21 protein-coding genes are annotated in these 24,709 nt (G+C 56.6%); 9 read left to right on the forward strand and 12 right to left on the reverse strand.

Translation table 11 applies throughout. The annotated features are described in order from the left end of the window. Window positions 1-31: 31 nt before the first annotated feature. Both iagB and ACOQH0_RS07530 read left to right on the forward strand, forming a co-directional pair. Window positions 32-484, forward strand: a complete 453-nt coding sequence (gene iagB / locus ACOQH0_RS07525; RefSeq protein ID WP_134349395.1) for a type III secretion system invasion protein IagB — start codon at window positions 32-34, stop codon at window positions 482-484. 136 nt (window positions 485-620) lie between these two features. Continuing rightward, entirely contained in the window at window positions 621-2,453 is a 1,833-nt protein-coding gene (locus ACOQH0_RS07530; protein WP_421511898.1) for a glycoside hydrolase family 19 protein, read from the forward strand. A 96-nt stretch (window positions 2,454-2,549) separates the two neighbouring features. Here the strand turns inward: ACOQH0_RS07530 and ACOQH0_RS07535 are convergent, their stop codons facing one another. The 4 genes from ACOQH0_RS07535 to poxB all read right to left on the reverse strand — a co-directional run bounded on the left by ACOQH0_RS07535 (window position 2,550) and on the right by poxB (window position 7,861). Further along, window positions 2,550-3,563, reverse strand: coding sequence for an NAD-dependent epimerase/dehydratase family protein (locus ACOQH0_RS07535; protein ID WP_421511899.1), 1,014 nt, complete (start codon window positions 3,561-3,563; stop codon window positions 2,550-2,552). A 92-nt stretch (window positions 3,564-3,655) separates the two neighbouring features. Next, entirely contained in the window at window positions 3,656-5,092 is a 1,437-nt protein-coding gene (locus ACOQH0_RS07540; RefSeq protein WP_421511900.1) for a DUF2867 domain-containing protein, read from the reverse strand. Window positions 5,093-5,102: 10 nt separating this feature from the next. Beyond that, on the reverse strand, window positions 5,103-6,104 hold the full coding sequence (gene ltaE, locus ACOQH0_RS07545; protein WP_134349263.1) for a low-specificity L-threonine aldolase: 1,002 nt from the start codon (window positions 6,102-6,104) through the stop codon (window positions 5,103-5,105). Window positions 6,105-6,142: 38 nt separating this feature from the next. After that, complete coding sequence (poxB, locus tag ACOQH0_RS07550) at window positions 6,143-7,861, reverse strand: ubiquinone-dependent pyruvate dehydrogenase (RefSeq protein ID WP_421511901.1); 1,719 nt, start codon at window positions 7,859-7,861, stop codon at window positions 6,143-6,145. A 151-nt stretch (window positions 7,862-8,012) separates the two neighbouring features. Here poxB and ACOQH0_RS07555 point away from each other — a divergent pair, with 151 nt between their 5' ends. Further along, window positions 8,013-8,447 carry a DoxX family protein gene (locus ACOQH0_RS07555; protein ID WP_421511902.1) on the forward strand — a complete coding sequence of 145 codons (435 nt, stop codon included), beginning with the start codon at window positions 8,013-8,015 and terminating at the stop codon, window positions 8,445-8,447. Between the two features lie 116 nt (window positions 8,448-8,563). On the opposite strand, the gene hcr is transcribed toward ACOQH0_RS07555, so the two are convergent. The 4 genes from hcr to aqpZ all read right to left on the reverse strand — a co-directional run bounded on the left by hcr (window position 8,564) and on the right by aqpZ (window position 13,104). Then, complete coding sequence (hcr, locus tag ACOQH0_RS07560) at window positions 8,564-9,532, reverse strand: NADH oxidoreductase (protein ID WP_421511903.1); 969 nt, start codon at window positions 9,530-9,532, stop codon at window positions 8,564-8,566. 10 nt (window positions 9,533-9,542) lie between these two features. Continuing rightward, window positions 9,543-11,195 (reverse strand): hydroxylamine reductase, encoded by a 1,653-nt coding sequence (gene hcp / locus ACOQH0_RS07565; protein ID WP_089597780.1) that lies wholly within the window; start codon window positions 11,193-11,195, stop codon window positions 9,543-9,545. A 144-nt stretch (window positions 11,196-11,339) separates the two neighbouring features. Next, window positions 11,340-12,239, reverse strand: a complete 900-nt coding sequence (locus ACOQH0_RS07570) for a lysine exporter LysO family protein (protein ID WP_421511904.1) — start codon at window positions 12,237-12,239, stop codon at window positions 11,340-11,342. 169 nt (window positions 12,240-12,408) lie between these two features. Beyond that, on the reverse strand, window positions 12,409-13,104 hold the full coding sequence (gene aqpZ / locus ACOQH0_RS07575) for an aquaporin Z (RefSeq protein WP_010429151.1): 696 nt from the start codon (window positions 13,102-13,104) through the stop codon (window positions 12,409-12,411). A 374-nt stretch (window positions 13,105-13,478) separates the two neighbouring features. Between aqpZ and ACOQH0_RS07580 the strand changes: the two genes are divergently transcribed. After that, window positions 13,479-15,137 carry an ATP-dependent endonuclease gene (locus tag ACOQH0_RS07580; RefSeq protein WP_042717575.1) on the forward strand — a complete coding sequence of 553 codons (1,659 nt, stop codon included), beginning with the start codon at window positions 13,479-13,481 and terminating at the stop codon, window positions 15,135-15,137. Here the strand turns inward: ACOQH0_RS07580 and ACOQH0_RS07585 are convergent. After that, a complete protein-coding gene (locus ACOQH0_RS07585) occupies window positions 15,134-16,090 on the reverse strand; it encodes a VirK/YbjX family protein (RefSeq protein ID WP_421511906.1) in 957 nt (318 codons plus the stop codon). The two genes, ACOQH0_RS07580 and ACOQH0_RS07585, sit on opposite strands and share 4 nt — an antisense overlap. Before the next feature lie 159 nt (window positions 16,091-16,249). Here ACOQH0_RS07585 and macA point away from each other — a divergent pair, with 159 nt between their 5' ends. Together macA and macB are read left to right on the forward strand one after the other, a co-directional pair. Continuing rightward, window positions 16,250-17,365 (forward strand): macrolide transporter subunit MacA, encoded by a 1,116-nt coding sequence (macA, locus tag ACOQH0_RS07590; RefSeq protein ID WP_010429157.1) that lies wholly within the window; start codon window positions 16,250-16,252, stop codon window positions 17,363-17,365. Continuing rightward, window positions 17,362-19,302, forward strand: a complete 1,941-nt coding sequence (gene macB, locus ACOQH0_RS07595) for a macrolide ABC transporter ATP-binding protein/permease MacB (RefSeq protein ID WP_421511907.1) — start codon at window positions 17,362-17,364, stop codon at window positions 19,300-19,302. The genes macA and macB overlap by 4 nt, the downstream gene beginning before the upstream one ends. 70 nt (window positions 19,303-19,372) lie before the next feature. Here the strand turns inward: macB and cspD are convergent, their stop codons facing one another. Then, window positions 19,373-19,594 carry a cold shock-like protein CspD gene (gene cspD / locus ACOQH0_RS07600; RefSeq protein WP_006174390.1) on the reverse strand — a complete coding sequence of 74 codons (222 nt, stop codon included), beginning with the start codon at window positions 19,592-19,594 and terminating at the stop codon, window positions 19,373-19,375. 267 nt (window positions 19,595-19,861) lie between these two features. Between cspD and clpS the strand changes: the two genes are divergently transcribed. The 3 genes from clpS (at window position 19,862) to ACOQH0_RS07615 (ending at window position 23,385) form a co-directional block, all read left to right on the forward strand. After that, window positions 19,862-20,182, forward strand: a complete 321-nt coding sequence (clpS, locus tag ACOQH0_RS07605) for an ATP-dependent Clp protease adapter ClpS (protein WP_006174393.1) — start codon at window positions 19,862-19,864, stop codon at window positions 20,180-20,182. Window positions 20,183-20,209: 27 nt separating this feature from the next. Then, window positions 20,210-22,489 carry an ATP-dependent Clp protease ATP-binding subunit ClpA gene (gene clpA, locus ACOQH0_RS07610; RefSeq protein ID WP_089597777.1) on the forward strand — a complete coding sequence of 760 codons (2,280 nt, stop codon included), beginning with the start codon at window positions 20,210-20,212 and terminating at the stop codon, window positions 22,487-22,489. Between the two features lie 449 nt (window positions 22,490-22,938). Next, entirely contained in the window at window positions 22,939-23,385 is a 447-nt protein-coding gene (locus tag ACOQH0_RS07615; protein WP_421511910.1) for a hypothetical protein, read from the forward strand. A gap of 71 nt (window positions 23,386-23,456) precedes the next feature. Here ACOQH0_RS07615 and infA read toward each other — a convergent pair whose 3' ends face one another. Beyond that, window positions 23,457-23,675 carry a translation initiation factor IF-1 gene (gene infA / locus ACOQH0_RS07620; protein WP_002211347.1) on the reverse strand — a complete coding sequence of 73 codons (219 nt, stop codon included), beginning with the start codon at window positions 23,673-23,675 and terminating at the stop codon, window positions 23,457-23,459. A 284-nt stretch (window positions 23,676-23,959) separates the two neighbouring features. Next, window positions 23,960-24,664: a leucyl/phenylalanyl-tRNA--protein transferase gene (gene aat / locus ACOQH0_RS07625; protein ID WP_421511911.1), complete on the reverse strand. Its 705-nt coding sequence runs from the start codon at window positions 24,662-24,664 to the stop codon at window positions 23,960-23,962. Between the last annotated feature and the right edge of the window lie 45 nt (window positions 24,665-24,709).

The raw sequence follows: 24,709 nt of genomic DNA on the forward strand, positions 1-24,709 counted from the left end.
GAGAAATAAAACGTACCACCGCAGGTGAATGATGAAGCGATTACTGTTGCTGTTATTGATATTAAGCCAAAGCGCATTGGCGAATTGCTGGGATAAGGCGGCGCATTATTATCATGTTGACCCTTATTTACTTTATGCCATTGCGAATGTGGAATCAGGAATGAATCCCTACGCTGTCGGGAAAAATCATGATGGCACAATTGACGTAGGATTAATGCAAATTAACAGCTCGCACTTTTCGGAGCTTGAACGACGCGGTATCAGCGAACGTAGACTTATAACAGAACCTTGTACTTCTATTATGGTGGGCGCATCGATTCTGTCAGGCATGATTAAAGTCTACGGATATAACTGGGAAGCCGTCGGTGCTTATAACGCTGGGATTAAAAAAGAAAATTATCCAAAGCGTATGGTGTATGCCCATAAAGTCTGGGCGAAGTATCAGCAATTAAAATCTGTTGCACGCGAAAGAAATGACTGGTGAGTTTTTTCTTTTTTGAAGCGTACCGTTAAGTATGCTTCAGAAAGTGAAAAACAGCTGTCTGGAGTTTATTTATTAACGGATTAATAAATAAGCTGGGATTTTATTTTAAACCATCGAATTAACAGGAATAACCGAAATGAATAAAAGGACATTACTGAGCGTGTTGATTGCGGGTGCTTGCATTGCACCTGTTATGGCTCAGGCCACCATGTTGAAGGCAGAGAGCAGCGAGCCTTACACCATGAAAGCCAGCGATCTGGCGAAAAAGGAGAAAGAACTCACTAACTTCCCTCTGATGCAGTCCGTGAAGGATACCATCCGTACGCTGGACAACGCTTCAGTTGAGCAGATTGAGCCAGGCCGTGCGTCAAACCCGGTTAACGTAAAACGCGTTGAAGGGATCCTGAAAGAGAGCGACTGGGAATACCTGTTCCCACTGCGTGCAAAGGATTACAGCTACAGCAACTTCCTGAAAGCGGTGGGTAAATTCCCGGCGCTGTGCGACACCTACAAAGACGGCCGCGACAGCGACGCCATCTGCCGTAAAGAGCTGGCAACCATGTTTGCCCACTTTGCGCAGGAAACCGGCGGTCACGAAAGCTGGCGTCCGGAAGCCGAATGGCGTCAGGCGCTGGTTTACGTGCGCGAAATGGGCTGGAGCGAAGGCCAGAAGAGCGGCTATAACGGCGAATGTAATACCGACGTCTGGCAGGGGCAGACCTGGCCGTGCGGTAAAGACAAAGACGGCGATTTCCTGAGCTACTTCGGTCGCGGTGCGAAGCAGCTGTCTTACAACTATAACTACGGTCCGTTCTCCGAAGCGATGTACGGCGACGTTAAAGTTCTGCTGGAAAAACCAGAACTGGTAGCGGACACCTGGCTGAACCTGGCGAGTGCGATCTTCTTCTTCGCCTATCCGCAGCCGCCAAAACCAAGCATGCTGCAGGTTATCGACGGCACCTGGCAGCCGAACGATCACGACAAGGCCAACGGCCTGGTCCCTGGCTTCGGCGTGACCACCCAGATCATCAACGGCGGCGTTGAGTGCGGTGGCCCGACTGAAATTGCGCAGTCTCAGAACCGCATCAAGTACTACAAAGAGTTTGCTAACTACCTGAAAGTGCCTGTACCGGCTGACGAAGTGCTTGGCTGTGCGAACATGAAGCAGTTCGACGAAGGCGGCGCGGGCGCACTGAAGATCTACTGGGAGCAGGATTGGGGATGGAGCGCGGATACGCCTGATGGCAAAACCTACTCTTGCCAGCTGGTGGGCTACCAGACGCCATTCAGCGCGTTTAAAGACGGCGACTACACCAAGTGTGTACAGAAATTCTTTAACGTGAACATCGTGAATGACGACGGTTCAGCGACCAAGCCGGATGAGACTCCAGTTACGCCGACGCCAGATGAAACCCCGGTTACACCAGTGCCAGATGAAACTCCGGTTACGCCAGTACCAGATGAAACCCCGGCAGCGGTAAACCATGCGCCAGTGGCGCAGATTGCGGGTCCAATCGGTGCAGTTGAAGCGGGTGCGCAGGTTTCTCTGAGCGCTGAAGGTTCTACCGACGAAGACGGTAACAAACTGACCTACACCTGGCGTTCCCAGGATGGCCAGACCGTCACCGGCGATGACAAAGCGGTTGTGACCTTTACTGCGCCAGAAGCGGCGACAGCGCAGCAGTACGAAGTGAGCCTGACCGTTAGCGATGGCGAGCTGAGCAACAGCACCACCTACCTGCTGAACGTAAAAGCCAAAGCAGCCACCCCGTCTCAGGATGAGGGTACTTCCGGCGATTACGCAGCATGGAGCGCGAACAGCAAGTACAAGGCAGGCGATATCGTGAACAACCACGGTAAACTGTTCCAGTGCAAACCGTTCCCGTACAGCGGCTGGTGTAACAACGCCCCGGCATACTATGAACCAGGCGCAGGTCTGGCATGGTCTGAAGCCTGGACGGCTCTGTAAAAGCAAAACGGCAACCTTCGGGTTGCCGTTTTCGTGTTTTCTCCCTCTCCCCGTGGGAGAGGGCCGGGGTGAGGGCATCAGGCCGCACCAGACTGACTACCGATGCAATTTCCCATGATCCCGCAGCCACGCCGCCGTGCGCACAATCCCGTCATCCAGCGTCACAATCGGCTTATACCCCAGCTCATTCTCCGCGCGTGAAATATCCAGCGTGAAATCAAAATTAAGCTTTGATACCCCATAGTGCGTCAGTGCAGGCTCTTTGGCGGATTTACTGCCAAAACGCTCCATGCTGCGGGCGATCATATCCAGCATCGGATAAGGCACCGAACGAATACGGCAGTCGATCTGCAGCTCGTCGATCAGGCGCTGCACAATGCTGCGAAGCGTGCAGGGCTCGCCGTTAGTGATGTTGTAGGCGCGACCGGAGATCAGCTTATCGCAGTCCGGCTGGCTCGCCAGCCACATGGCGTGAACGGCATTTTCGTAATAGGTCATATCCACCAGCGCATCGCCGCCGCGTGGCAGCAGCACGCTGCCGTAGTGGTGCATCATCTGCCCCAGACGGGGAATAAACACTTTGTCGTGCGGCCCGAACAGGCTCTGCGGACGCAGTACCGTAAAACGGGTATGCGGATTCGACTGCGCCAGCAGGTCAATCACCTCTTCGCTGGCTGCCTTGCTGCGGGCAAACTCACACGCAAAGCGGGCCGGACGGAAATCTTCCTGCACGTCACGATGGTGGTGATAGTCGAAATAGAGTGACGGGGACGAGATATGAATAAAGTTACGCACGCCCCAGGCGACGGCCCATTCGCCCAGACGGCGGGTTGCCCGCACGTTGGCGAGATCAAAGGCTTCCTGGGTACCCCACGGGGAGGTGAAACTGGAGCAGTGCCACAGCGTATCGATACCGGCGAGCATCACTTTTGCCTGAGAGGAGACCAGCTCCGTCAGGTCGGCATGGACGAACTCTGCGCCCATTTTTTGCAGCAGTTTTCCCATCGCTTCGTTGCGACCGGTAGCCCTGACGCTGATGCCCTTGTTGCGCAGAAATTCGACCGCATTTCGGCCTAAGCCGCTGGTCGCCCCGGTAACCAGTACCTTCATATCAATCCACTGTGTTGAAAAGAATTTCGTGCGCATTCTTTCGTGAATTACGGCGCTATGCAATGGGAAAGGTGAAAGAAAGAGAGTTTTATTTAGATCTTTTCCGTCTTTTGTTCTGCCCGTTGCGCAATCCGCTTTGCCATCCCGCGGAAGATAAACAGGTGCGCAGGGATCATGAACAACCAGTAGAACAGACCGGGCATTCCGTGCGGATGCCACCAGGCGCGGACGTCCAGTTCACGATGGTCACCTTTGTCTTTCAGGGTAAAGCAAAGCCGGCCCAGCCCGGGCGCTTTCATGCCGAACAGCAGCGCCAGCTGTTTTTCCGGTTCGACGATGATGACCTTCCAGCTGTCGACCGAATCGCCCACCTCAAGATACGGGCGAGCAGGGCGGCCTTTTGCCAGCCGGTGGCCCACCAGCAGATCCATCGCACCGCGCGTTTTCCAGAGTACATTGCCGAAGAAATAGCCCTCTTTGCCGCCGATCTGGTTTACCACCTCCCACAGCGCGGCCAGGCTGGCCGTGGTTTTCACCGTGCAGCCCGCCTGTTTCGGGAAATAGCCGTACTCCGGCCGCCAGCGGGCAAAGGCCTGCGCGTCGTAGCCCCAGTCGCTGGAGTTCACCAGCTTCTCTTCTTCTTTCAGGGTATTGCGCACCGCGTCATCAAAGCGGATCAAATCCTGGGGAATGAGCGCCCGCAGCTCGCGATCGTCCGCCAGCAGATCGTGTTTTAGCCCCTGAATCAGCGCTTTTGCCGTGGTTGGCTGCACCGACGTAATGACGTTCAAAAACCACACCGAAATCCAGCGGGTTGGGAAGGGAATCGGCAGCAGCCAGCGTCGGCGGCCGCTCACGCGCATGAAATGCTCAAACTGCTCCTGGTAGCTCAGCACTTCAGGACCGGTGGCCTCCAGCACGCGGTGTTGCTCCGCCGGATGATCCAGCAATGCCACCAGATAATGCAGGAGATTTTCCAGCGCAATCGGCGTGGTCCGCGAGCGGACCCAGCGCGGCGGCGTGAGCACCGGCAGGTTGTAGACCATATCGCGCATCACTTCGAAGGCGGCGGAACCGGCGCCGACGATAATGCCGGCGCGCAGTTCGGTGACGGGAATATTCGCACCGCGCAGGGTGTCAGCCGTCAGCTGGCGCGCGCGCAGATGATCGGACTGCTCGTTTTCGGGTGCCTGTAGCGAGCTTAAGAAAATCACCTGCTTAACCGGCATTTGCAGCAGAGCATCGCGGACGTTCATCGCCACCTGACGCTCGTGGGCGATAAAATCGCCACCTTCACCCATGCTGTGGACAAGGTAGTAAAGCGTATCGACCCCGTCCAGCAGAGCAGGCAGCGCGACAGGCCAGTTGAGATCGACGTTGTGGCAGGTCACGCCGGGCAGGTTTTGCTTTTGCAGGCGCTCGGTGTTGCGTGCCGCTGCCCGCACCTGGTGTCCCTGCTGACTTAACGCCGTGGTCAGGTGCTGACCGATATATCCGCTGGCGCCAAGCACCAGAATACGCTGCGGCACGTGATGCTCCTTAACGCTGTAAAAAGGCCTGCCAGTGTTTCACCACGTCCGCCAGCTGTTCGCGGCTCACGTCGAGATGCATCACCAGACGCACGACAGGTGACGCGTTGATCAGCACGCCACGCGCTTTCATAAATTCGCCAAGCGCAGCGGCGTGGTCATCGCCCACGCGAACGAACAGCATGTTGGTGTCGTGGCGCATCACGTCGGCACCCACTTCGCGCAGCTGCGCCGCCATCCACGCGGCGTTGTCGTGATCGTCTTTCAGACGCGTGACGTTGTTTTTCAGAGCATACAGCCCGGCAGCCGCCAGAATGCCCGCCTGACGCATGCCGCCGCCGGTCATTTTGCGCCAGCGGTTAGCGCGCTTGATGTAGTCCGCATTGCCCACCAGCAGGGAACCTACAGGCGTGCCCAGCCCTTTCGAGAGGCAGATGGTGAACGAGTCGCAGTATTGCGCGATCTCTTTCAGCTCGCAGCCGTATTCCACCACGGCGTTGAAGATGCGCGCGCCGTCCACGTGCAGCCCGAGCCTGCGCTCGCGGGTGAATTCCCACGCTGCTTTCAGATACTCGCGCGGCAGGACTTTGCCGTTATGGGTGTTTTCGAGGCTGAGCAGTCTGGTGCGGGCGAAATGGATATCGTCGGCTTTGATCTTTGCGGCAACCTTGTCGAGCGGGAGCGAGCCGTCCGGCGCGGCGTCGATTGGCTGCGGCTGAATGCTGCCGAGCACTGCGGCACCGCCCGCTTCGTACAGGTAGTTATGTGCGCCCTGGCCGACGATATACTCTTCGCCGCGCTCGCAGTGGCTGAGCAGCGCGACGAGGTTAGCCTGCGTGCCGGTGGGCAGGAACAGGGCCGCTTCCTTGCCGCTCAGTTCAGCCGCGTAGCGCTGCAGCTCGTTGACCGTCGGATCGTCACCGTAGACGTCGTCCCCGACCGGGGCGGCCATCATCTCTTCGAGCATGGCGCGGCTCGGGCGGGTAACAGTATCACTGCGTAAATCGATCATGGCAAGTCCTTATTATTTAAAAGGCGATGCCAGATGTTTTACCTGAGCCAGTTGGTTTTTGCCAGTTCGATCACCTCGTCACCGCGCCCGCTGATGATGGCGCGCAGCATATACAGGCTAAAGCCTTTGGCCTGCTCCAGCTTGATCTGCGGCGGGATGGCCAGCTCCTCTTTGGCGACGACCACATCCACCAGCACCGGACCGTCGATGGAAAAGGCGCGCTGCAGGGCTTCATCCACCTCAGAGGCTTTCTCCACGCGAATACCGGTAATGCCACAGGCCTCGGCAATGCGCGCGAAGTTGGTGTCGTGCAGCTCTGTGCCGTCCGTCAGGTAACCCCCGGCCTTCATCTCCATCGCCACAAAGCCCAGCACGCTGTTGTTGAAGACCACGATTTTCAGCGGCAGCTTCATCTGCACCACCGACAGGAAATCCCCCATCAGCATGCTGAACCCGCCGTCGCCGCACATTGCCACTACCTGACGCTCCGGCGCTGTCGCTTTTGCGCCAAGCGCCTGCGGCATGGCGTTGGCCATCGAGCCGTGGTTGAACGAGCCGAGCAGGCGGCGTTTGCCGTTCATCTTGAGATAGCGGGCCGCCCAGACGGTTGGCGTGCCCACGTCGCAGGTAAAGATGGCGTCGTCGTCAGCGAAATGACTGATCTGCTGCGCCAGATACTGCGGGTGAATGGCTTTGTCGCTCGGTTTGGCGAGGTCGTCGAGCCCCTTACGGGCATCGCGATAGTCGCTCAGGGCTTTATCAAGGAACTTACGGTCCGTTTTTTCTTCCAGCAGCGGCAGCAGGGCGGTCAGCGTGGATTTGATGTCGCCCACCAGCGCCATATCGACCTTGCTGTGCGCGCCGATGCTGGCCGGGTTGATATCAATCTGAATGATTTTCGCATCCGCCGGGTAGAACGGGCGGTACGGGAACTGGGTACCGAGCAGGACCAGCGTGTCGGCGTTCATCATGGTGTGGAAACCGGACGAAAAACCGATCAGCCCGGTCATGCCCACGTCGTAAGGGTTGTCGTACTCGACGTGCTCTTTGCCGCGCAGGGCGTGGACAATCGGCGCTTTCAGCTTCCCGGCAAATTCGAGCAGCTCTTTATGCGCGCCCGCGCAGCCGCTGCCGCACATCAGGGCGATATTGCTGGAGTAACGCAGCAACTGAGCCAGCTTTTTCAGCTCCTCTTCAGCAGGCGTTACCACGGGCTGCGGGGCGTGATACCAGTGGGTACTGGCCCCTTCTGGCGCAGCCTTGAGCGCCACATCGCCCGGGATGACGACCACAGAAACGCCGCGGTTCAGCACGGCTTTACGCATGGCAATCGCCAGCACCTGCGGGATCTGCTCCGGGGATGAAACCAGCTCGCAATAGTGGCTGCATTCACGGAACAGCTCCTGCGGATGTGTTTCCTGAAAATAGCCACTGCCAATTTCGGAAGAGGGGATATGGGCGGCAATCGCCAGCACCGGCACGTGGTTACGGTGACAGTCGAACAGGCCGTTAATCAGATGCAGGTTGCCCGGCCCGCAGGATCCGGCGCAGACGGCCAGTTCGCCCGTGAGCTGTGCTTCAGCACCTGCGGCGAAGGCGGCAACCTCTTCATGGCGGGTGGGCATCCATTCAATGGTTTTCATCTTGTTGAGGCTGTCGCTGAGTCCGTTCAGGGAATCGCCGGTCACGCCCCAGATACGTTTTACGCCAGCCTGTTCAAGGGTCTTCGCTATGTATGCAGCCACGGTTTGTTTCATGGTTGTCCATCTCCTTTTTGTGATATCGCTTACAAGCTTAGAAGAAAGTCACTGTCTTGCCTGTTTTACCCCCTCATTAAAAGGTGGTTTTCAAATGTCACTCTTCGGCATAATCTGGCTGTACATTGGGTAAAAACAGGAATAATTTCAAATGGTTAAATCATTGTTAACTGCTGTTAATGAAAAGCTATCATGCGACGATCTTGGCAAACTCTTGTTACGACTTGCCGTCGGTGGACTGATGCTGTTTCACGGGTTGCATAAGCTTTTTGGTGGCGTGGGGTTCATCAGCGGCATGCTGGTGGAAAAGGGGTTGCCGGGGTTTATCGCCTACGGCGTGTTGATTGGCGAAGTGGTGGCACCGATCCTGATTATTGTCGGGCTCTTCACGCGTCCGGCGGCGCTGGTGCTGGCGTTTACGATGATCGTGGCGTGGCTGATGGTGGGCACGGGCAAAACCTTAGCGCTGGATGCGGTAGGCGCATGGGCGATTGAAAGTCTGGTCTACTTCTTTATCGGTTCGCTGGCGGTGGCGTTTTTAGGGGCAGGGCGGTACGCGGTAGGGAAAGCGCCCGCGTGGCGGTAGGGCAAAAAAAAGCCCGGTGGCGCTAGCGCTTACCGGGCCTACGAAGAGCCAACATGTATAAAGTAGGCCGGGTAAACGCAGTGCCACCCGGCAAATAATGGGGGCACTGCGCCAGATTATGCCAGCACCAGGTCACCCTGCGGATGACATGAGCACGCCAGCACGTAACCCTCGGCAATTTCGGCGTCGGACAGCGTCATAGTGCTGGTGACGCTGTACTCCCCGGAAACCACCTTTGTTTTACAGCAGCCGCACACGCCCGCACGGCAGGCAGCCACTACCGGCACCTTGTTGCTTTCCAGCGCCTCCAGCAGCGTGGTGCCCACGCGGCCAAAGAAGGTTTGCGCTGGCTGAAGTTTGGTGAACTTAACGCCGCTGGTTGCCGCTTCCGCCACCGGGGTGAAGAACTGCTCTTTGAAGAAGCGGGTCACGCCAAGCGCTTTCACCTCTTTCTCGACGATATCCATGTACGGCGCCGGGCCGCAGGTCATCACGGTGCGGTTCGCCATATCCGGCACGCTTTGCAGCAGCTCGCGGCTCAGGCGACCGGGCACAAAACCGTGGGTCGCGTTGTGCTCCGCCACCAGCGTCACCGGATAATCACGCCACTCCTCGGCAAAAATGACATCTTCCGGTGAACGCACGCTGAAGATCACCTGCACGTCAGCCTGCGGGCGATTTTTCGCCAGCCAGCGGCGCATCGACATAATCGGCGTTACGCCACAGCCCGCCGCCAGCAGCAGGAATTTATCGTCTGCTTTGTCGTCACAGGTGAAATCCCCCAGCGCGTCGGACAGCCAGATATAATCCCCGCGCTTCACGTCACGCGTCAGCCACTGGGAGCCTGCGCCGTCGTCAATGCGTCGGACGGTGAGCGTAATGTACTCGCTCACGCCCGGCGTTGAGGAGATCGTGTAGGCGCGCAGGGTGTCCGCCGAGTTGCGAACGCTAACCAGCGCATATTGGCCTGCACGGTACGGATAGTAGTCATGGCACAGCAGCGACAGCGTCCACACATCCGGCGTCTCCTGATGGATGTGATGAACCTGCATCCGCCACGGACATTGTGAGGTTGGCATGGTCATGAGTTACTCCTTACGCGCTCAGCAGCTGCTTCATGTCATCTTCAACGTTGGTCACGGAACGCAGACCGAATTTCTCGTTCAGCACCGCCAGCAGGTCCGGCGTCAGGAAGCCTGGCGCGGTCGGGCCGGTCACGATGTTGGTTACGCCGAGAGAGAGCAGGGTCAGCAGGATGACAATCGCTTTCTGCTCAAACCATGACAGCACCAGCGACAGCGGCAGGTCGTTCACGCCGCAGCCCAGTTTCTCCGCCAGCGTGACCGCCAGAATGATGGCCGAGTAAGCATCGTTACACTGGCCCGCATCGATCAGGCGCGGCAGACCTTCGATGTCGCCGAAGTCCAGCTTGTTGAAACGGTATTTACCGCACGCCAGCGTCAGGATCAGGCAGTCTTCCGGCACGCGGGTGGCGAAGTCAGTGAAGTAGTTACGCTCGCCGCGCGCGCCGTCGCAGCCGCCGACGAGGAAGATGTGGCGCAGCTTTTCACGGCTGACGAGGTCAATCAGCGAATCAGCGGCACCCAGCAGGGTTTCACGACCGAAGCCGACGGTGATCAGGTGCGGGATCTCGCTGTACGGGAAGCCCGCCATCTGCTGCGCCTGGGCGATAACGGGACCGAAATCGTCGCCTTCAAGATGGCTCACGCCCGGCCAGCCGACGATGCTGCGGGTCCAGATGCGGTCGTCATACGCGCCGACGGTAGGGTCGATGATGCAGTTAGAGGTCATCACGATAGGGCCAGGGAAGCGGGCGAACTCAACCTGCTGGTTCTGCCAGCCGCTGCCGTAGTTACCGATCAGATGCTTAAACTTGCGCAGCTCCGGGTAGCCGTGCGCGGGCAGCATTTCACCGTGGGTGTAGACGTTAACGCCGGTGCCTTCGGTCTGTTTCAGCAGGTTGTAGAGATCTTTCAGGTCGTGACCGGAAATCAGGATGCACTTGCCTTCGGTCGCCTTGACGTTGACCTGCGTTGGCGTCGGGTGGCCGTAGGTGCTGGTTTCACCGGCATCCAGAATGCTCATTACCTTGAAGTTCATCTGGCCGATTTCCATCGAGCACGCCAGCAGCGCGTTCATATCGGCAGGCCAGGTGCCCAGCCACGCCATGATTTTGTGGTATTGGGCGTAGATGTCGTTATCGTACTGGCCGAGCACGTGCGCGTGTTCCATATAGGCCGCAGCGCCCTTCAGGCCGTACAGGCACAGCAGACGCAGGCCGAGAATGTTCTCGCCAATCGCCGCTTTGTCTTTATTCGGGGTGAATTCTGCCGCCTGACGCTGCAGGTCGCCCAGATCGTCGCTCACCAGCTGCAGTTCGGACATCGGGTTTTCCACGCGGGCGCTGGCATCGGCCTTCAGACACTGCGCTTTCAGCGCTTCACGCAGGGCAATCGCTTCGCGGGCATAGCCGACAATGCGCGGAGAATCGAAGTTTACGTTGGTCAGCGTGGAGAAAAATGCGCGAGGGGCGAAGTTGTCGACATAGTGGTCGACAATGCCGTATTCACGGGCTTTAAAGGCCCAGGCGGAAAGGCCTTGCAGGGCTGCAATCAGCAGATCCTGCAGGTCAGATGTTTCTGCGGTTTTGCCGCACATACCCTGTGCGTAGGAGCAGCCATTGCCTGCCGGGGTACGGATGGTTTGTTCACATTGCACACAAAACATAATCACACCTGTTAAAGTTATATTTGATATACATGTTTAAGGTTATGCCTGTGCCAGAACGGTGAAAAGGGCTTTCTGCTACAAAATAGAGGGAGATTGATTTAGCGCAATTTTGGCGGCAGGTTCGCTACCGCCAAAGAAGTATCAGGCCGAGAAGAAGGCCATCAGAACGGGAACCAGCAGGCTTAAAATAAAGCCGTGTACGATGGCGGCAGGGACCAGCTCCAGCCCCCCTGAGCGTTGTAATACCGGCAGGGTAAAGTCCATTGAGGTCGCGCCACACAGCCCCAACGCGGTAGAGCGGCTGCGGCGTACCAGTCCCGGGATCAGCATGATGGCAATCAATTCGCGCGCAAGGTCATTGAAGAAAGCGGCGCTGCCAATGACCGGACCGAACGATTCGGTCAGAAGAATACCGGAGAGGGAGTACCAGCCAAAACCCGACGCCATCGCCAGGCCGGTTTTCAGCGGCAGGTCGAGAATAACGGCATTAATCACGCCTGCGACCATTGAACTGGCGACGACGACAATGGCGACTATCATTCCCCGGCGGTTGAGGACAATCTGTTTCAGCGTCATGCCATTATTTCGCAGCTGAATACCAATCAGGAACAGCAGGAAGATCAGGGTATATTCGCTGGCCTCCGTGGCGTGCTGTAAAAATGGCCATCCGGTCAGACCAAGAAGAAAACCGAGCACCACGACGCCGCAGAGTTTTAATGATTCCAGCGCCATCGCAATACGGGAAGGGAGTTTTTCCTGCTGATGGTTATTTTTCCAGGGAATAGTGCGTTCCAGCCAGAACAGTGCGGCAATATTGCACAGCAAAATAACCACCACAGTGACGACGGAATAATGGAGGATGGAGAGTAAATTCGCTGACAGGTTATCCAGGAAGGCCAGGCTTATCCCCATAAAGAAAAGAATAACGTAGACAATCCAGCTCAGGAATCGATTAATAAGCCTTAATGCGGATTCACGATGCAGCGGAATAAGGTAGCCCACAATCAGGGGCAGCAGAATGATGAGGAGTCCTGAAAACATGAACAGCCGGTCCTTTTGAGTATCTGTTAAGCGCCAGAGACACTACCCAATAAAGACTGTTCAGTAAAGCGGCAAAACAAAGCCGGGTGGCGGTTACGCCTTACCCGGCCTACAAGTGCACTCTCACGTAGGTCGGGTAAGCGTTAGCGCCACCCGACACCGAGCGCAATTAATCGCGTTTTTCCAGCAGGGTGCGGTACAGCACGCCACCCAGAATACCGCCGATAATTGGCATCACCCAGAACAGCCATAGCTGCTCAAGCGCCCAACCGCCCTGGAAGATAGCAACCGCGGTGCTGCGCGCCGGGTTCACGGAGGTGTTGGTCACCGGGATTGAGATCAGGTGAATCAGCGTCAGCGCCAGACCAATGGCGATTGGCGCGAAGCCTGCAGGTGCGTATTTGTCCGTTGCGCCGTGAATAACCAGCAGGAAGCCTGCGGTCAGTACGATTTCAATCACGATGGCAGACAGCATTGAGTAGCCGCCCGGTGAGTGTTCACCGAAACCGTTAGAGGCGAAACCGCTGGCTGCGGCGTCAAAGCCTGCTTTGCCGCTGGCAATCACGTACAGGACTGCGGCTGCAATAATACCGCCGATGACCTGGGCAATAATATAGCCTAATACGTCTTTCACCGGGAAACGACCGCCCGCCCATAAACCCAGCGTCACAGCAGGGTTAAAATGACCGCCGGAAATATGCCCTACCGCGAATGCCATGGTTAATACCGTTAAGCCGAATGCCAGTGCGACACCGACAAAACCAATTCCTAATTCCGGAAAGGCCGCTGCCAGCACTGCACTACCGCAGCCGCCAAACACCAGCCAGAATGTACCAAAACATTCTGCCGCTAATTTTCTGAACATAACCACCTCAATAATAAATTTCCGCACGCTATCCTGCGCACGGGTTATATCGCCATAAAGGGATGACGACTCAAAGAGCCTTTATTTTAGAAAGCAACAACACCCCTTCGCCACTTAAATAAATTCGGTTAATTTGATTTAAGGCAATGTGATGTCAATCCTTGTTCAAACTGGAGGTAAATAGAGCATAGTCCAATTTTCAAACGGGAGTATCTTGTTCTGGAAGCACCTTTTCAAATGAAACTTGATGGGTAAATTCTGAATTTTTCGTGCTTGATCGGAATAACGAAGGTGTCTGGCAGTGTCCACTCGGCGCTGCTGCCGCTATACTGCTGATAACTTGAAGGAAAAAGTGGTTATTACGCGGGGGATTTATGCTTCTCGAACGTGTGGAAATTGTCGGGTTTCGCGGTATTAACCGCCTGTCGCTCCAGTTGGAGCAGAATAACGTCCTGATCGGTGAAAACGCCTGGGGTAAATCCAGCCTGCTGGATGCGCTGACCCTGCTGCTTTCCCCTGAAGACGACTTGTACCACTTCGTTCACGATGACTTCTGGTTTCCGCCGGGGGATGTCGCGGGGCGCGAGAAGCATCTGCATATCATCCTGACGTTCCGCGAGTCCGAGCCGGGGCGGCATCGCGTGCGTCGTTTCCGCCCGATGTCGCCATGCTGGGTGCCATGCGATGATGACTATCACCGTATTTTCTACCGTCTTGAAGGTGAAATGGCGGAAAATGACGGGGTGTTGACCCTGCGTGAGTTCCTTGATGAAAAAGGCAACCCCATCCCGCTGGAGAATATTGACGACCTGGCGCGCCACCTGATTCGCCTGTCGCCGGTGCTGCGCCTGCGCGATGCACGCTTTATGCGCCGGATCCGCAACGGTTCCGTACCCAATATGCCGGAGGTGGAAGTCACCGCCCGCGAGCTGGATTTCCTGGCGCGTGAGCTGGTCTCTCGCCCGCAGAACCTCACCGACGGTCAAATACGCCAGGGGCTTTCGGCCATGGTGCAGCTGCTGGAGCACTATTTTTCCGAGCAGGGGACGTCACAGTCACGCCATCGCCTGATGCGTCGCCGTTCGCACGATGAACAACGCAGCTGGCGTTATCTTGATATTATTAACCGAATGATAGACCGGCCCGGTGGACGTACCCATCGGGTGATCCTGCTGGGGTTATTCTCGACACTTTTGCAGGCGAAAGGCACCGTCCGGTTAGACCGGGACGCCCGCCCGCTGCTGCTGGTGGAAGACCCCGAGACGCGTCTTCATCCGATCATGCTCTCCGTTGCGTGGCACCTGTTGAACCTGCTGCCGCTGCAGCGCGTGACCACCACCAACTCCGGCGAGTTGCTCTCGCTAACGCCCGTGGAATACGTCTGCCGCCTGGTGCGTGAATCCTCACGCGTATCCGCATACCGGCTGGGGCCGGGTGGCCTGAATGCGGAAGACGGTCGCCGCATTGCATTTCATATTCGCTTTAATCGTGCTTCATCGCTGTTTGCCCGCTGCTGGCTGTTGGTTGAGGGTGAAACCGAGACCTGGGTTATCAACGAACTGGCGCGTCAGTGCGGTCATCACTTCGATGCGGAAGGTATTAAGGTCATAGAGTTTGCCCAGTCGGGATTAAAACCGCTGATCAAGTTTGCCCGCAGGATGGGGATTGAATGGCATGTTCTGGTCGATGGCGATGAAGCCGGTAAAAAGTATGCCGCAACCGTGCGCGGTTTGCTGAATAACGATCGCGAAGAAGAGCGTGACCATCTGACTATGCTCCCCGCGATGGACATGGAACACTTTATGTATCGACAGGGATTTGACGATGTTTTTCACCGCGTGGCGATGATCCCGGTGGATGTGCCGATGAACATGCGGCGGGTGATCGCCAAAGCGATTCATCGTTCGTCGAAGCCGGACCTGGCCATCGAAGTGGCGACGGAGGCGGGAAGGCGAGGCGTGGAGTCCGTGCCCACGCTGCTGCGTAAAATGTTCTCCCGTGTGCTTTGGCTGGCACGCGGGAGAGCGGATTAACGTTGGGTCGCCTGCGTCATTTGTTGGATCAGGCTATCCAGCAGTTCGTAGCGGCGGCGGTATTCAGCACGTTTCTTACTCGCAATATCTTCCATCGGTTTGCGCGGCATGGTTAACGGCAGCGCGAAATGACCGCTCTCCTGGCGTTCGCCACCCAGGGAGCGCCAGAAACTGTCGTAATCCGCCAGCAGTTTCCCCTCTTTTTTCTTGCGGTAACGCCAGCTACGGTAAATGTGAGTGGCGTTACTCACGGCGAGGATCTGTTCAACCGGGAACGCGGTGCCCAGCGTCATCACCGCTTCAACCAGCAGACGTTTCGGGAACAGGCCGTGGCACGCTTTGGTTGCGCCCTGAATCAACTCATGCGGAACGTGCGCTTTTGCGCCCTGTAACCCGCCGATGAACAGCGTGGATTTTCCTTCAAACGGGCACAGCGTAAAGGTCATTTCGGCCAGCACGGTGTTCTGATGGTTGCAGAAGGTAAGGGTCGCTTCACCCTCTTTATCCATAAAGGCATCGGCACACAGGCGAATCGTGAATTGCTGCTCGTCCTTTCCGGTTAGCGTCAGCAGCGTCATCCCCTGACCTGAAAGATAGCCCTTGAGCAGCGCCGCGGGGAGGTGTTGGCTCATCGTCTGATAGTGCCCGTTTAGCGCCTCCAGCGCGTTCCGGCGGTTCATACTGACCGTCAGCCACGGACGATGCAGTCGGCACGGCAACCCTGGCTGGACCTGCAAGATTTGCATCAGACGCGGTTGCTTTGCCAGGCTTGCCAGCAGGCGAGCGGTGCTGAAAGGGGAAGCCAGGGAACGTAACATAAATTTGCGTCGATATGAGGGGTTCTGCCACGCCAGACCGGGCGTGATGGCACCGGTTGCCAGACTTTTAAAAAGCGCCCAGCCGGACGTAGGCTGCGGCAGATTGGAATAAGGTGTATCGACTATGGAAGACATGTTAGATCCTGCTTCTGGGGGAAGAACGCTATTTCAGCAGGCGTTTTGTCAACGTCATGTAAACAAATGCGGCCATTTCCAGAAAACAGGGGTTTCGTTGAGGAGTGGTTTAGATAGAATCAACGGTGATGTTAGCCAGAATAATTATTTGGAATATTTATGAACCTTAAGGGAAAACGCAGAAAACTGTTTCTGCTGCTGGCGGTCGTGCTGGTGGTCGGTGGATTCTGGCTTTGGCAGGTCCTCAATGCGCCCGTGCCACAGTATCAAACGCTGATCGTTCGCCCCGGCGAGCTGCAGCAAAACGTGCTGGCGACCGGCAAACTGGATGCCCTGCGTAAAGTCGATGTTGGCGCGCAGGTGAGCGGCCAGTTGAAAACGCTGTCCGTCGAGATTGGCGACAAGGTCAAAAAAGGCCAGCTGCTTGGCGTTATCGATCCTGAACAGGCCGAAAACCAGATCCGCGAAGTGGAAGCGACGCTGATGGAGCTGCGCGCGCAGCGTGCGCAGGCCCTGGCGGAGCGTAACCTTGCGCAGGTGACGTTGACGCGCCAGCAGGCACTGGCGAAAACCCAGGCCATTTCGAAGCAGGATCTCGATACCGCCACCACGGAGCTGGCGGTAAAACAGGCGCAGATCGGCACCATCGACGCGCAGATTAAACGCAATCAGGCTTCGCTGGATACGGCGAAAACCAACCTGGATTACACCAAAATCGTCGCGCCGATGGCCGGAGAAGTGACGCAAATCACCACGCTGCAGGGACAGACGGTGATTGCCGCGCAGCAGGCGCCAAACATCCTGACGCTGGCGGACATGGGCACCATGCTGGTCAAAGCCCAGGTTTCCGAGGCGGATGTGATCCATCTTAAGCCGGGGCAGAACGCCTGGTTTACGGTGCTGGGCGACCCGCAGACCCGCTACGAAGGCGTGCTGAAAGACATTCTGCCGACGCCGGAAAAAGTGAACGACGCCATCTTCTACTATGCCCGCTTTGAGGTACCAAACCCGCAGGGCGTGCTGCGTCTGGACATGACCGCCCAGGTGCATATCCAGCTGACCGGCGTGAAAAACGTGCTGACCGTTCCGCTCTCCGCGCTGGGTGAATCCGCCGGGGATAGCCGCTACAAGGTGAAGGTGCTGCGCAATGGCGAAACGCGCGAGCGCGAAGTGGTGATTGGCGCGCGCAACGACACCGACGTGGTGGTGGTGAAAGGGCTGGAAGAGGGTGAGGAGGTTGTCACCAGCGAAAGCCTGCCCGGAGCCGCTAAATGACCGCGCTGCTTGATCTGAAGGATATCCGCCGCAGCTATCCGTCCGGCGACGGCCCGGTAGAGGTGCTGAAAGGCATCTCGCTGCGCGTGGAAGCGGGGGAGATGGTGGCGATTGTTGGCGCGTCCGGTTCGGGTAAATCGACGCTGATGAACATTCTCGGCTGTCTGGATAAACCCACCAGCGGTACGTACCGGGTGGACGGAACGGATGTCTCCACGCTCGACGGCGACGCGCTGGCGAAGCTGCGCCGGGAACACTTCGGCTTTATCTTCCAGCGTTACCACCTGCTTTCTCACCTGAGCGCGGCGCAGAACGTGGAGGTTCCCGCGGTTTATGCGGGTGTCGAGCGGAAGAAACGGCTTGAGCGCGCGAAGGCGCTGTTAACGCGTCTGGGGCTGGCGGAACGCGTGGAGTATCAGCCGTCGCAGCTTTCCGGCGGTCAGCAGCAGCGCGTGAGTATCGCGCGCGCCCTGATGAACGGCGGGCAGGTGATCCTCGCGGATGAACCGACGGGCGCGCTCGATAGCCACTCCGGCGAAGAGGTGATGGCAATCCTGCACCAGCTGCGCGATCAGGGCCACACGGTGATTATCGTCACCCACGACCCGCAGGTGGCGGCGCAGGCCGAACGCATTATTGAGATCCACGACGGCGAGCTGGTGAGCAACCCGCCGCCGCGCGAGTCCCGGGCGGCGGCACCGAAAGAGGCGCTGCCGGCCGCAACCGGCTGGGGACAGTTCTCCAGCGGCTTTCGTGAAGCGCTGACCATGGCCTGGCTGGCGATGGCGGCCAATAAAATGCGCACCCTGCTGACGATGCTCGGCATCATCATCGGTATTGCCTCGGTGGTGTCGATTGTGGTGGTGGGCGACGCGGCAAAACAGCTTGTGCTGGCGGATATCCGCGCTATCGGCACCAATACCATCGACGTCTATCCCGGCAAAGACTTCGGCGACGACGAGCCGCAGTATCAGCAGGCGCTGAAGTATGACGATCTGGCGGCTATTCAGAAGCAGCCGTGGGTCAATTCGGCTACGCCTGCGGTCTCGCAGAACCTGCGTCTGCGCTACGGCAACATCGACGTTGCGGCCAGCGCCAACGGTGTCAGCGGCGACTACTTCAACGTCTACGGCATGACCTTCAGCGAAGGGGCGACCTTCAACGCCGAGCAGCTGGCGGGCAGGGCGCAGGTGGTGGTGTTAGACGCCAACTCCCGCAGGCAGCTGTTCCCGAATAAAACCAACGTGGTGGGGGAAGTGATCCTGGTGGGCAATATGCCTGCCACGGTGATCGGCGTGGCGGAAGAGAAGCAGTCGATGTTCGGCAGCAGCAAAATCCTGCGCGTCTGGCTACCGTACACCACGATTTCCGGGCGCATTATGGGCCAGTCCTGGCTCAACTCCATTACCGTTCGCGTGAAGGAGGGCTACGACAGCGCCATGGCCGAACAGCAGCTTGAGCGGCTGCTCACCCTGCGCCACGGGAAGAAAGATTTCTTCACCTGGAACATGGATGGTCTCTTGAAAACGGCGGAAAAGACCACACGTACTCTTCAGATGTTCCTGACGCTGGTGGCGGTGATTTCGCTGGTCGTCGGCGGTATCGGGGTGATGAATATCATGCTGGTGTCGGTCACGGAGCGCACGCGGGAGATTGGCATCCGCATGGCGGTCGGGGCCAGAGCCAGCGACGTGCTGCAGCAGTTTTTGATTGAAGCGGTGCTGGTGTGTCTGGTCGGCGGGGCAATGGGCATTGCGCTTTCGATGATGATCGCGTTTGCGCTCCAGCTCTTTTTACCGGGTTGGGAGATTGGCTTTTCCCCCGTGGCGATCCTCACGGCGTTCTTATGCTCGACCTTCACGGGTATTTTGTTTGGCTGGTTACCGGCACGCAACGCGGCGCGGCTGGATCCGGTGGACGCACTGGCGCGGGAATAACCCGAAAATAAAAATGCCAGCCGATCGGGCTGGCATTTTGCCTGCGGGGTGTACACAATGAATCAGGGAGCTATGCAACCGCTTCTGCTTCAACGGGGACGATCAGACTGGCGTGATTGCCTTTAGGCCCCTGGTGTACATCGAACCGAACGGACTGCCCGGCTTTGAGCGTCCTGTAACCATCCATCTGAATGGTGGAATAGTGAGCGAAGATATCCTCGCCGCCGCCTTCAGGGCAGATGAAACCAAACCCTTTGGCGTTGTTGAACCACTTAACAGTACCCATTTCCATGCTTCGACATCCTTCGTAAATCTTATAAATTAAGATGGAATGAACCGGTGGTGGAGTGGGGGCTGTTCAAAACCTCGCCATCTCACGCTTGTACAATTTAGATAAACGGAAGAAGCCGTCAAGCGTTTGGCGCTGGAGTTGGGACAATAATCAACCAAAATTTGAGGCAGTTAACGCTATTGCAACAGTTTGTGACAGACATCGCGGATGACAGTAATAGATGATTGTTATCTAACATCTGAGGTAGATTCAAAGTGGTTATGCATAATGGGTAAGACCAACGATTGGCTGGATTTTGACCAGCTGGCGGAAGATAAAGTGCGCGACGCGCTAAAACCGCCATCTATGTATAAAGTTATGTTAATGAACGATGATTACACGCCGATGGAATTTGTTATTGACGTGCTACAAAAGTTCTTTTCTTATGATGTAGAACGTGCAACGCAACTGATGCTTACCGTTCATTATCGAGGCAAAGCGATCTGCGGCATCTTTACTGCCGAAGTCGCGGAAACCAAAGTGGCGATGGTGAACGACTATGCGAGGGAGAACGAGCATCCGTTGCTGTGTACGCTGGAAAAGGCCTGATAAGGCATAAAATTGGGGGAGGTGCCTATGCTCAATCAAGAACTGGAACTCAGTTTAAACATGGCTTTCGCCAGAGCGCGTGAGCACCGACATGAGTTTATGACCGTCGAGCATTTACTGCTCGCACTGCTTAGCAACCCATCTGCCCGCGAAGCGCTGGAAGCCTGCTCCGTGGATCTGGTGGCGCTACGTCAGGAACTCGAAGCCTTCATCGAACAAACCACGCCGGTGCTGCCAGCCAGTGAAGAAGAGCGCGACACGCAGCCGACGCTCAGCTTCCAGCGCGTGCTGCAGCGCGCGGTATTCCACGTCCAGTCTTCCGGACGTAGCGAAGTGACTGGCGCAAACGTCTTAGTCGCCATCTTCAGCGAGCAGGAGTCACAGGCTGCCTACCTGCTGCGCAAACACGAAGTCAGCCGCCTCGACGTGGTTAACTTTATTTCTCACGGAACGCGCAAAGACGAGCCTAACCAGGCATCGGATTCCAGCAATCAGGTCAATAACAATGAAGAGCAAGCAGGCGGGGAGGATCGTATGGAAAACTTCACCACCAATCTTAACCAGCTTGCTCGCGTTGGCGGTATCGACCCGCTGATTGGTCGCGATAAAGAGCTGGAGCGCGCGATCCAGGTGCTGTGCCGTCGCCGCAAGAACAACCCTCTGCTGGTGGGTGAGTCAGGCGTGGGTAAAACCGCGATTGCCGAAGGGCTTGCCTGGCGCATTGTGCAGGGCGACGTGCCGGAAGTGATTGCCGACTGCACCATCTACTCGCTGGATATCGGCTCGCTGCTGGCGGGCACGAAATACCGCGGTGATTTTGAAAAACGCTTCAAGGCGCTGTTAAAACAGCTGGAGCAGGACACCAACAGCATTCTGTTTATCGATGAGATCCACACCATCATCGGCGCAGGTGCGGCTTCCGGCGGCCAGGTGGATGCGGCTAACCTGATCAAACCGCTGCTCTCCAGCGGCAAGATCCGCGTGATGGGCTCCACGACGTACCAGGAGTTCAGCAACATCTTTGAGAAAGACCGCGCGCTGGCGCGTCGCTTCCAGAAAATCGACGTCACCGAACCGTCCGTCGAGGAAACGGTGCAGATCATCAACGGCCTGAAAACCAAGTACGAAGCGCACCACGACGTGCGTTATACCGCGAAAGCGGTACGTGCGGCGGTGGAACTGGCGGTGAAATACATCAACGATCGTCATCTGCCGGATAAGGCGATTGACGTGATTGATGAGGCAGGGGCGCGTGCGCGCCTGATGCCAGCCAGCAAGCGTAAGAAAACCGTTAATGTGGCGGATATTGAGTCCGTGGTGGCCCGCATCGCGCGTATCCCTGAGAAGAGCGTTTCTCAGAGCGACCGCGACACGCTGCGCACTCTCGGCAATCGCCTGAAAATGCTGGTCTTTGGTCAGGATAAAGCCATTGAGGCCTTAACCGAAGCGATCAAGATGGCCCGTGCCGGACTGGGGCATGACCACAAGCCTGTCGGTTCCTTCCTGTTCGCTGGCCCGACCGGCGTGGGGAAAACCGAGGTGACGGTTCAGCTCTCGAAAGCGCTGGGCATTGAGCTGCTGCGCTTTGATATGTCCGAGTATATGGAGCGTCACACCGTCAGCCGTTTGATTGGTGCGCCTCCGGGATATGTGGGCTTTGACCAGGGCGGCCTGCTCACCGACGCGGTGATCAAGCATCCTCACGCGGTACTGCTGCTTGATGAAATCGAGAAAGCGCACCCGGACGTGTTCAACATCCTGCTGCAGGTGATGGATAACGGGACGCTGACCGACAACAACGGGCGCAAGGCGGACTTCCGCAACGTGGTGCTGGTGATGACCACCAACGCCGGGGTACGTGAAACCGAGCGTAAATCTATCGGCCTGATCCACCAGGATAACAGCACCGATGCGATGGAGGAGATCAAGAAGATCTTCACGCCGGAGTTCCGTAACCGTCTGGACAACATTATCTGGTTCGATCACCTGTCTACCGAGGTGATCCATCAGGTGGTGGATAAGTTCATCGTCGAGCTGCAGGTTCAGCTGGATCAGAAAGGCGTGTCGCTGGAAGTGAGCCAGGAGGCCCGCAACTGGCTGGCCGAGAAAGGCTACGACCGTGCGATGGGTGCCCGTCCGATGGCGCGCGTGATTCAGGACAACCTGAAGAAACCGCTGGCGAACGAGCTGCTGTTTGGCTCGCTGGTGGACGGCGGCCAGGTGACCGTGGCGCTGGACCAGGCGAAGAACGAACTGACGTACGATTTCCAGAGCGCGGCGAAGCACAAGCCGGAAGCGGCTCACTGAGTGAGTTGAACGTTAATGTTAATGTTAAAAACCGGGCTTTTGCCCGGTTTTTTTATGCTTGCTTTTCTCCCTCTCCCTGTGGGAGAGGGCCGGGGTGAGGGCATCAGGCCACAGAAGAATTTTGCGAGGCGCTTTCCAGTTTCCTTCGAAGTCAGTTGCTGGATAAATCCACAGTAATAAAATGGCGGCGCACCTGCAAAATCAGGTGCCGGGATTGGCGTCCTGATTACACACGAGAAATGATGTTGATGCGTCAACTATCATCAGGTTCGTTCACACTTTTGAAAGCTAGCGATATAATCCGCAGACTCAATTATGGTGGGCTGAACCGGGGCTTCTATTGAAGCGCCGATTTTCCCGTGTGGGTCGGTACGCCAAACCGGTTCAGTCTGCCACCTGAGTTGGCGTTTGGGTGGAGATCTCATCATTTCACACGGAGTCATAACCAAATGGAACATAACAATTTTTCACAACTCTACACCGAACTCTCCCTCAACCCCGATCTCCCAACCCTCGCTGAGCGCTGCAAACTGCTCACCGAAATCCTCCTCGACTGCAAATCACTCCCGCAAACGCAACCCGTTTGCCGCTGTCTCGGAGCATATCTGGAAGAGGTGAAAGCTGGCCTCACAGAATCCATGCGTGATTTTCAGGTGGTGGAAATTGAGGGCGAAACGGAACAACCGCGACAAAAAGAGTGGTTGCTGGAAGATACAGAAACGAAATGCGACAACTGCCGTGCGTTAAACCACGTGCTGCTGGTGTCGCATTTTGACCGCGATATGTTGCCGCATCTCACGGGATTACTTCACAACATGGCTCATTCTATGGCAGGGGATTTAATCGCTCCTGCACAACCGTGGATGACAATACATCTTCCGACGCAGCAACACTAAAGCCATAAATAAAAAAGGCCGGGGTTATCCCGACCTTTTAAATATTCATCTGCCATTACAGGCGAAAACAATTAGCGACTACGGAAGACAATGCGGCCTTTGCTCAGGTCGTACGGGGTCAGTTCAACAGTCACTTTGTCGCCCGTTAAAATGCGGATGTAGTTTTTGCGCATTTTACCGGAGATGTGCGCAGTTACCACGTGACCGTTTTCCAGCTCTACGCGAAACATGGTATTAGGCAACGTATCAAGTACGGTACCCTGCATTTCAATATTGTCTTCTTTGGCCATCTAATCCTCTGGGGTATCACTACCAAGTTTTGAACCGGCAAGATAATGCCGAAATTCATCAATTAAGTAAAGAATTGCGCGTTTAAAACGCAGCAAAACAGTTTCAGCGCATTGCCCAAGCGTCACGGTACAACCGAACGGAAAGCGCATTCGTAAAGGGGAAACAACAGGATAAACGTCAGGACGTTATCTGAAGCGAGGGTCCCAAACGGCGGCGGGGCAACAGGCAGAAGCTACTCTGCGGCATAATTATAACACCCTCATAAAAAATATGCGGAAAACATTTAGGCATTGGGCAGAAAGAGTGTACGCGGTATCCAGAAGTCGCGCGGGAGCTTCTCCAGACGACAATTATCAAGATGTTCAATGTAGTGGCGGCGGGAGATTTCGACGGCGCCGAGCGAGGCGGTGTGCTCGTTAAGCACCTGGCAATCCATCAGTCGTCCGCCACGTTGGGCAAATTCCTCGCAGAACACCAGCAGTGCCGTTTTTGAGGCATTAACCGCACGCGAGAACATCGACTCCCCACAAAACAGCGTTCCCTGAGCCACGCCGTACATGCCGCCCATCAACTCACCCCCATCCCATACCTCAATAGAATGCGCGTAACCCAGCTCATGCAACTGATGATAGGCGGTGATGATATCGCGAGTGATCCATGTGCCTTCGTGCCGATCTTCAGCACAGCCTTCAATGACCTGACCAAAAGCGTGATTCAGGGTTACGCGATACGGCGACTTCGCGTGAAAGCGCTTCATGCTGCGGCTAATGTGAAACTGCGCTGGCCACAATACGGCTCGTGGATCGGGTGACCACCATAAAATCGGGTCGCCTGGAGAAAACCACGGAAAAATCCCGCGCTGATAAGCCATCAACAGACGAGCAGGGCTGAGATCGCCGCCCAGTGCCAGCAACCCGTTAGGTTCACGTAGCGCCCCCTCCGGTGAAGGGAACGCAATATTATGACGAGACAGCTGGACCAGGCGCATGACAGCAGAACTCCAATACGCGAGTGAGGATCGGTACAAATATAG

It is taken from the genome of Enterobacter sp. JS8-1 (assembly GCF_049187015.1).
In the GTDB taxonomy this organism is placed as follows: Bacteria; Pseudomonadota; Gammaproteobacteria; order Enterobacterales; family Enterobacteriaceae; genus Enterobacter; species Enterobacter mori.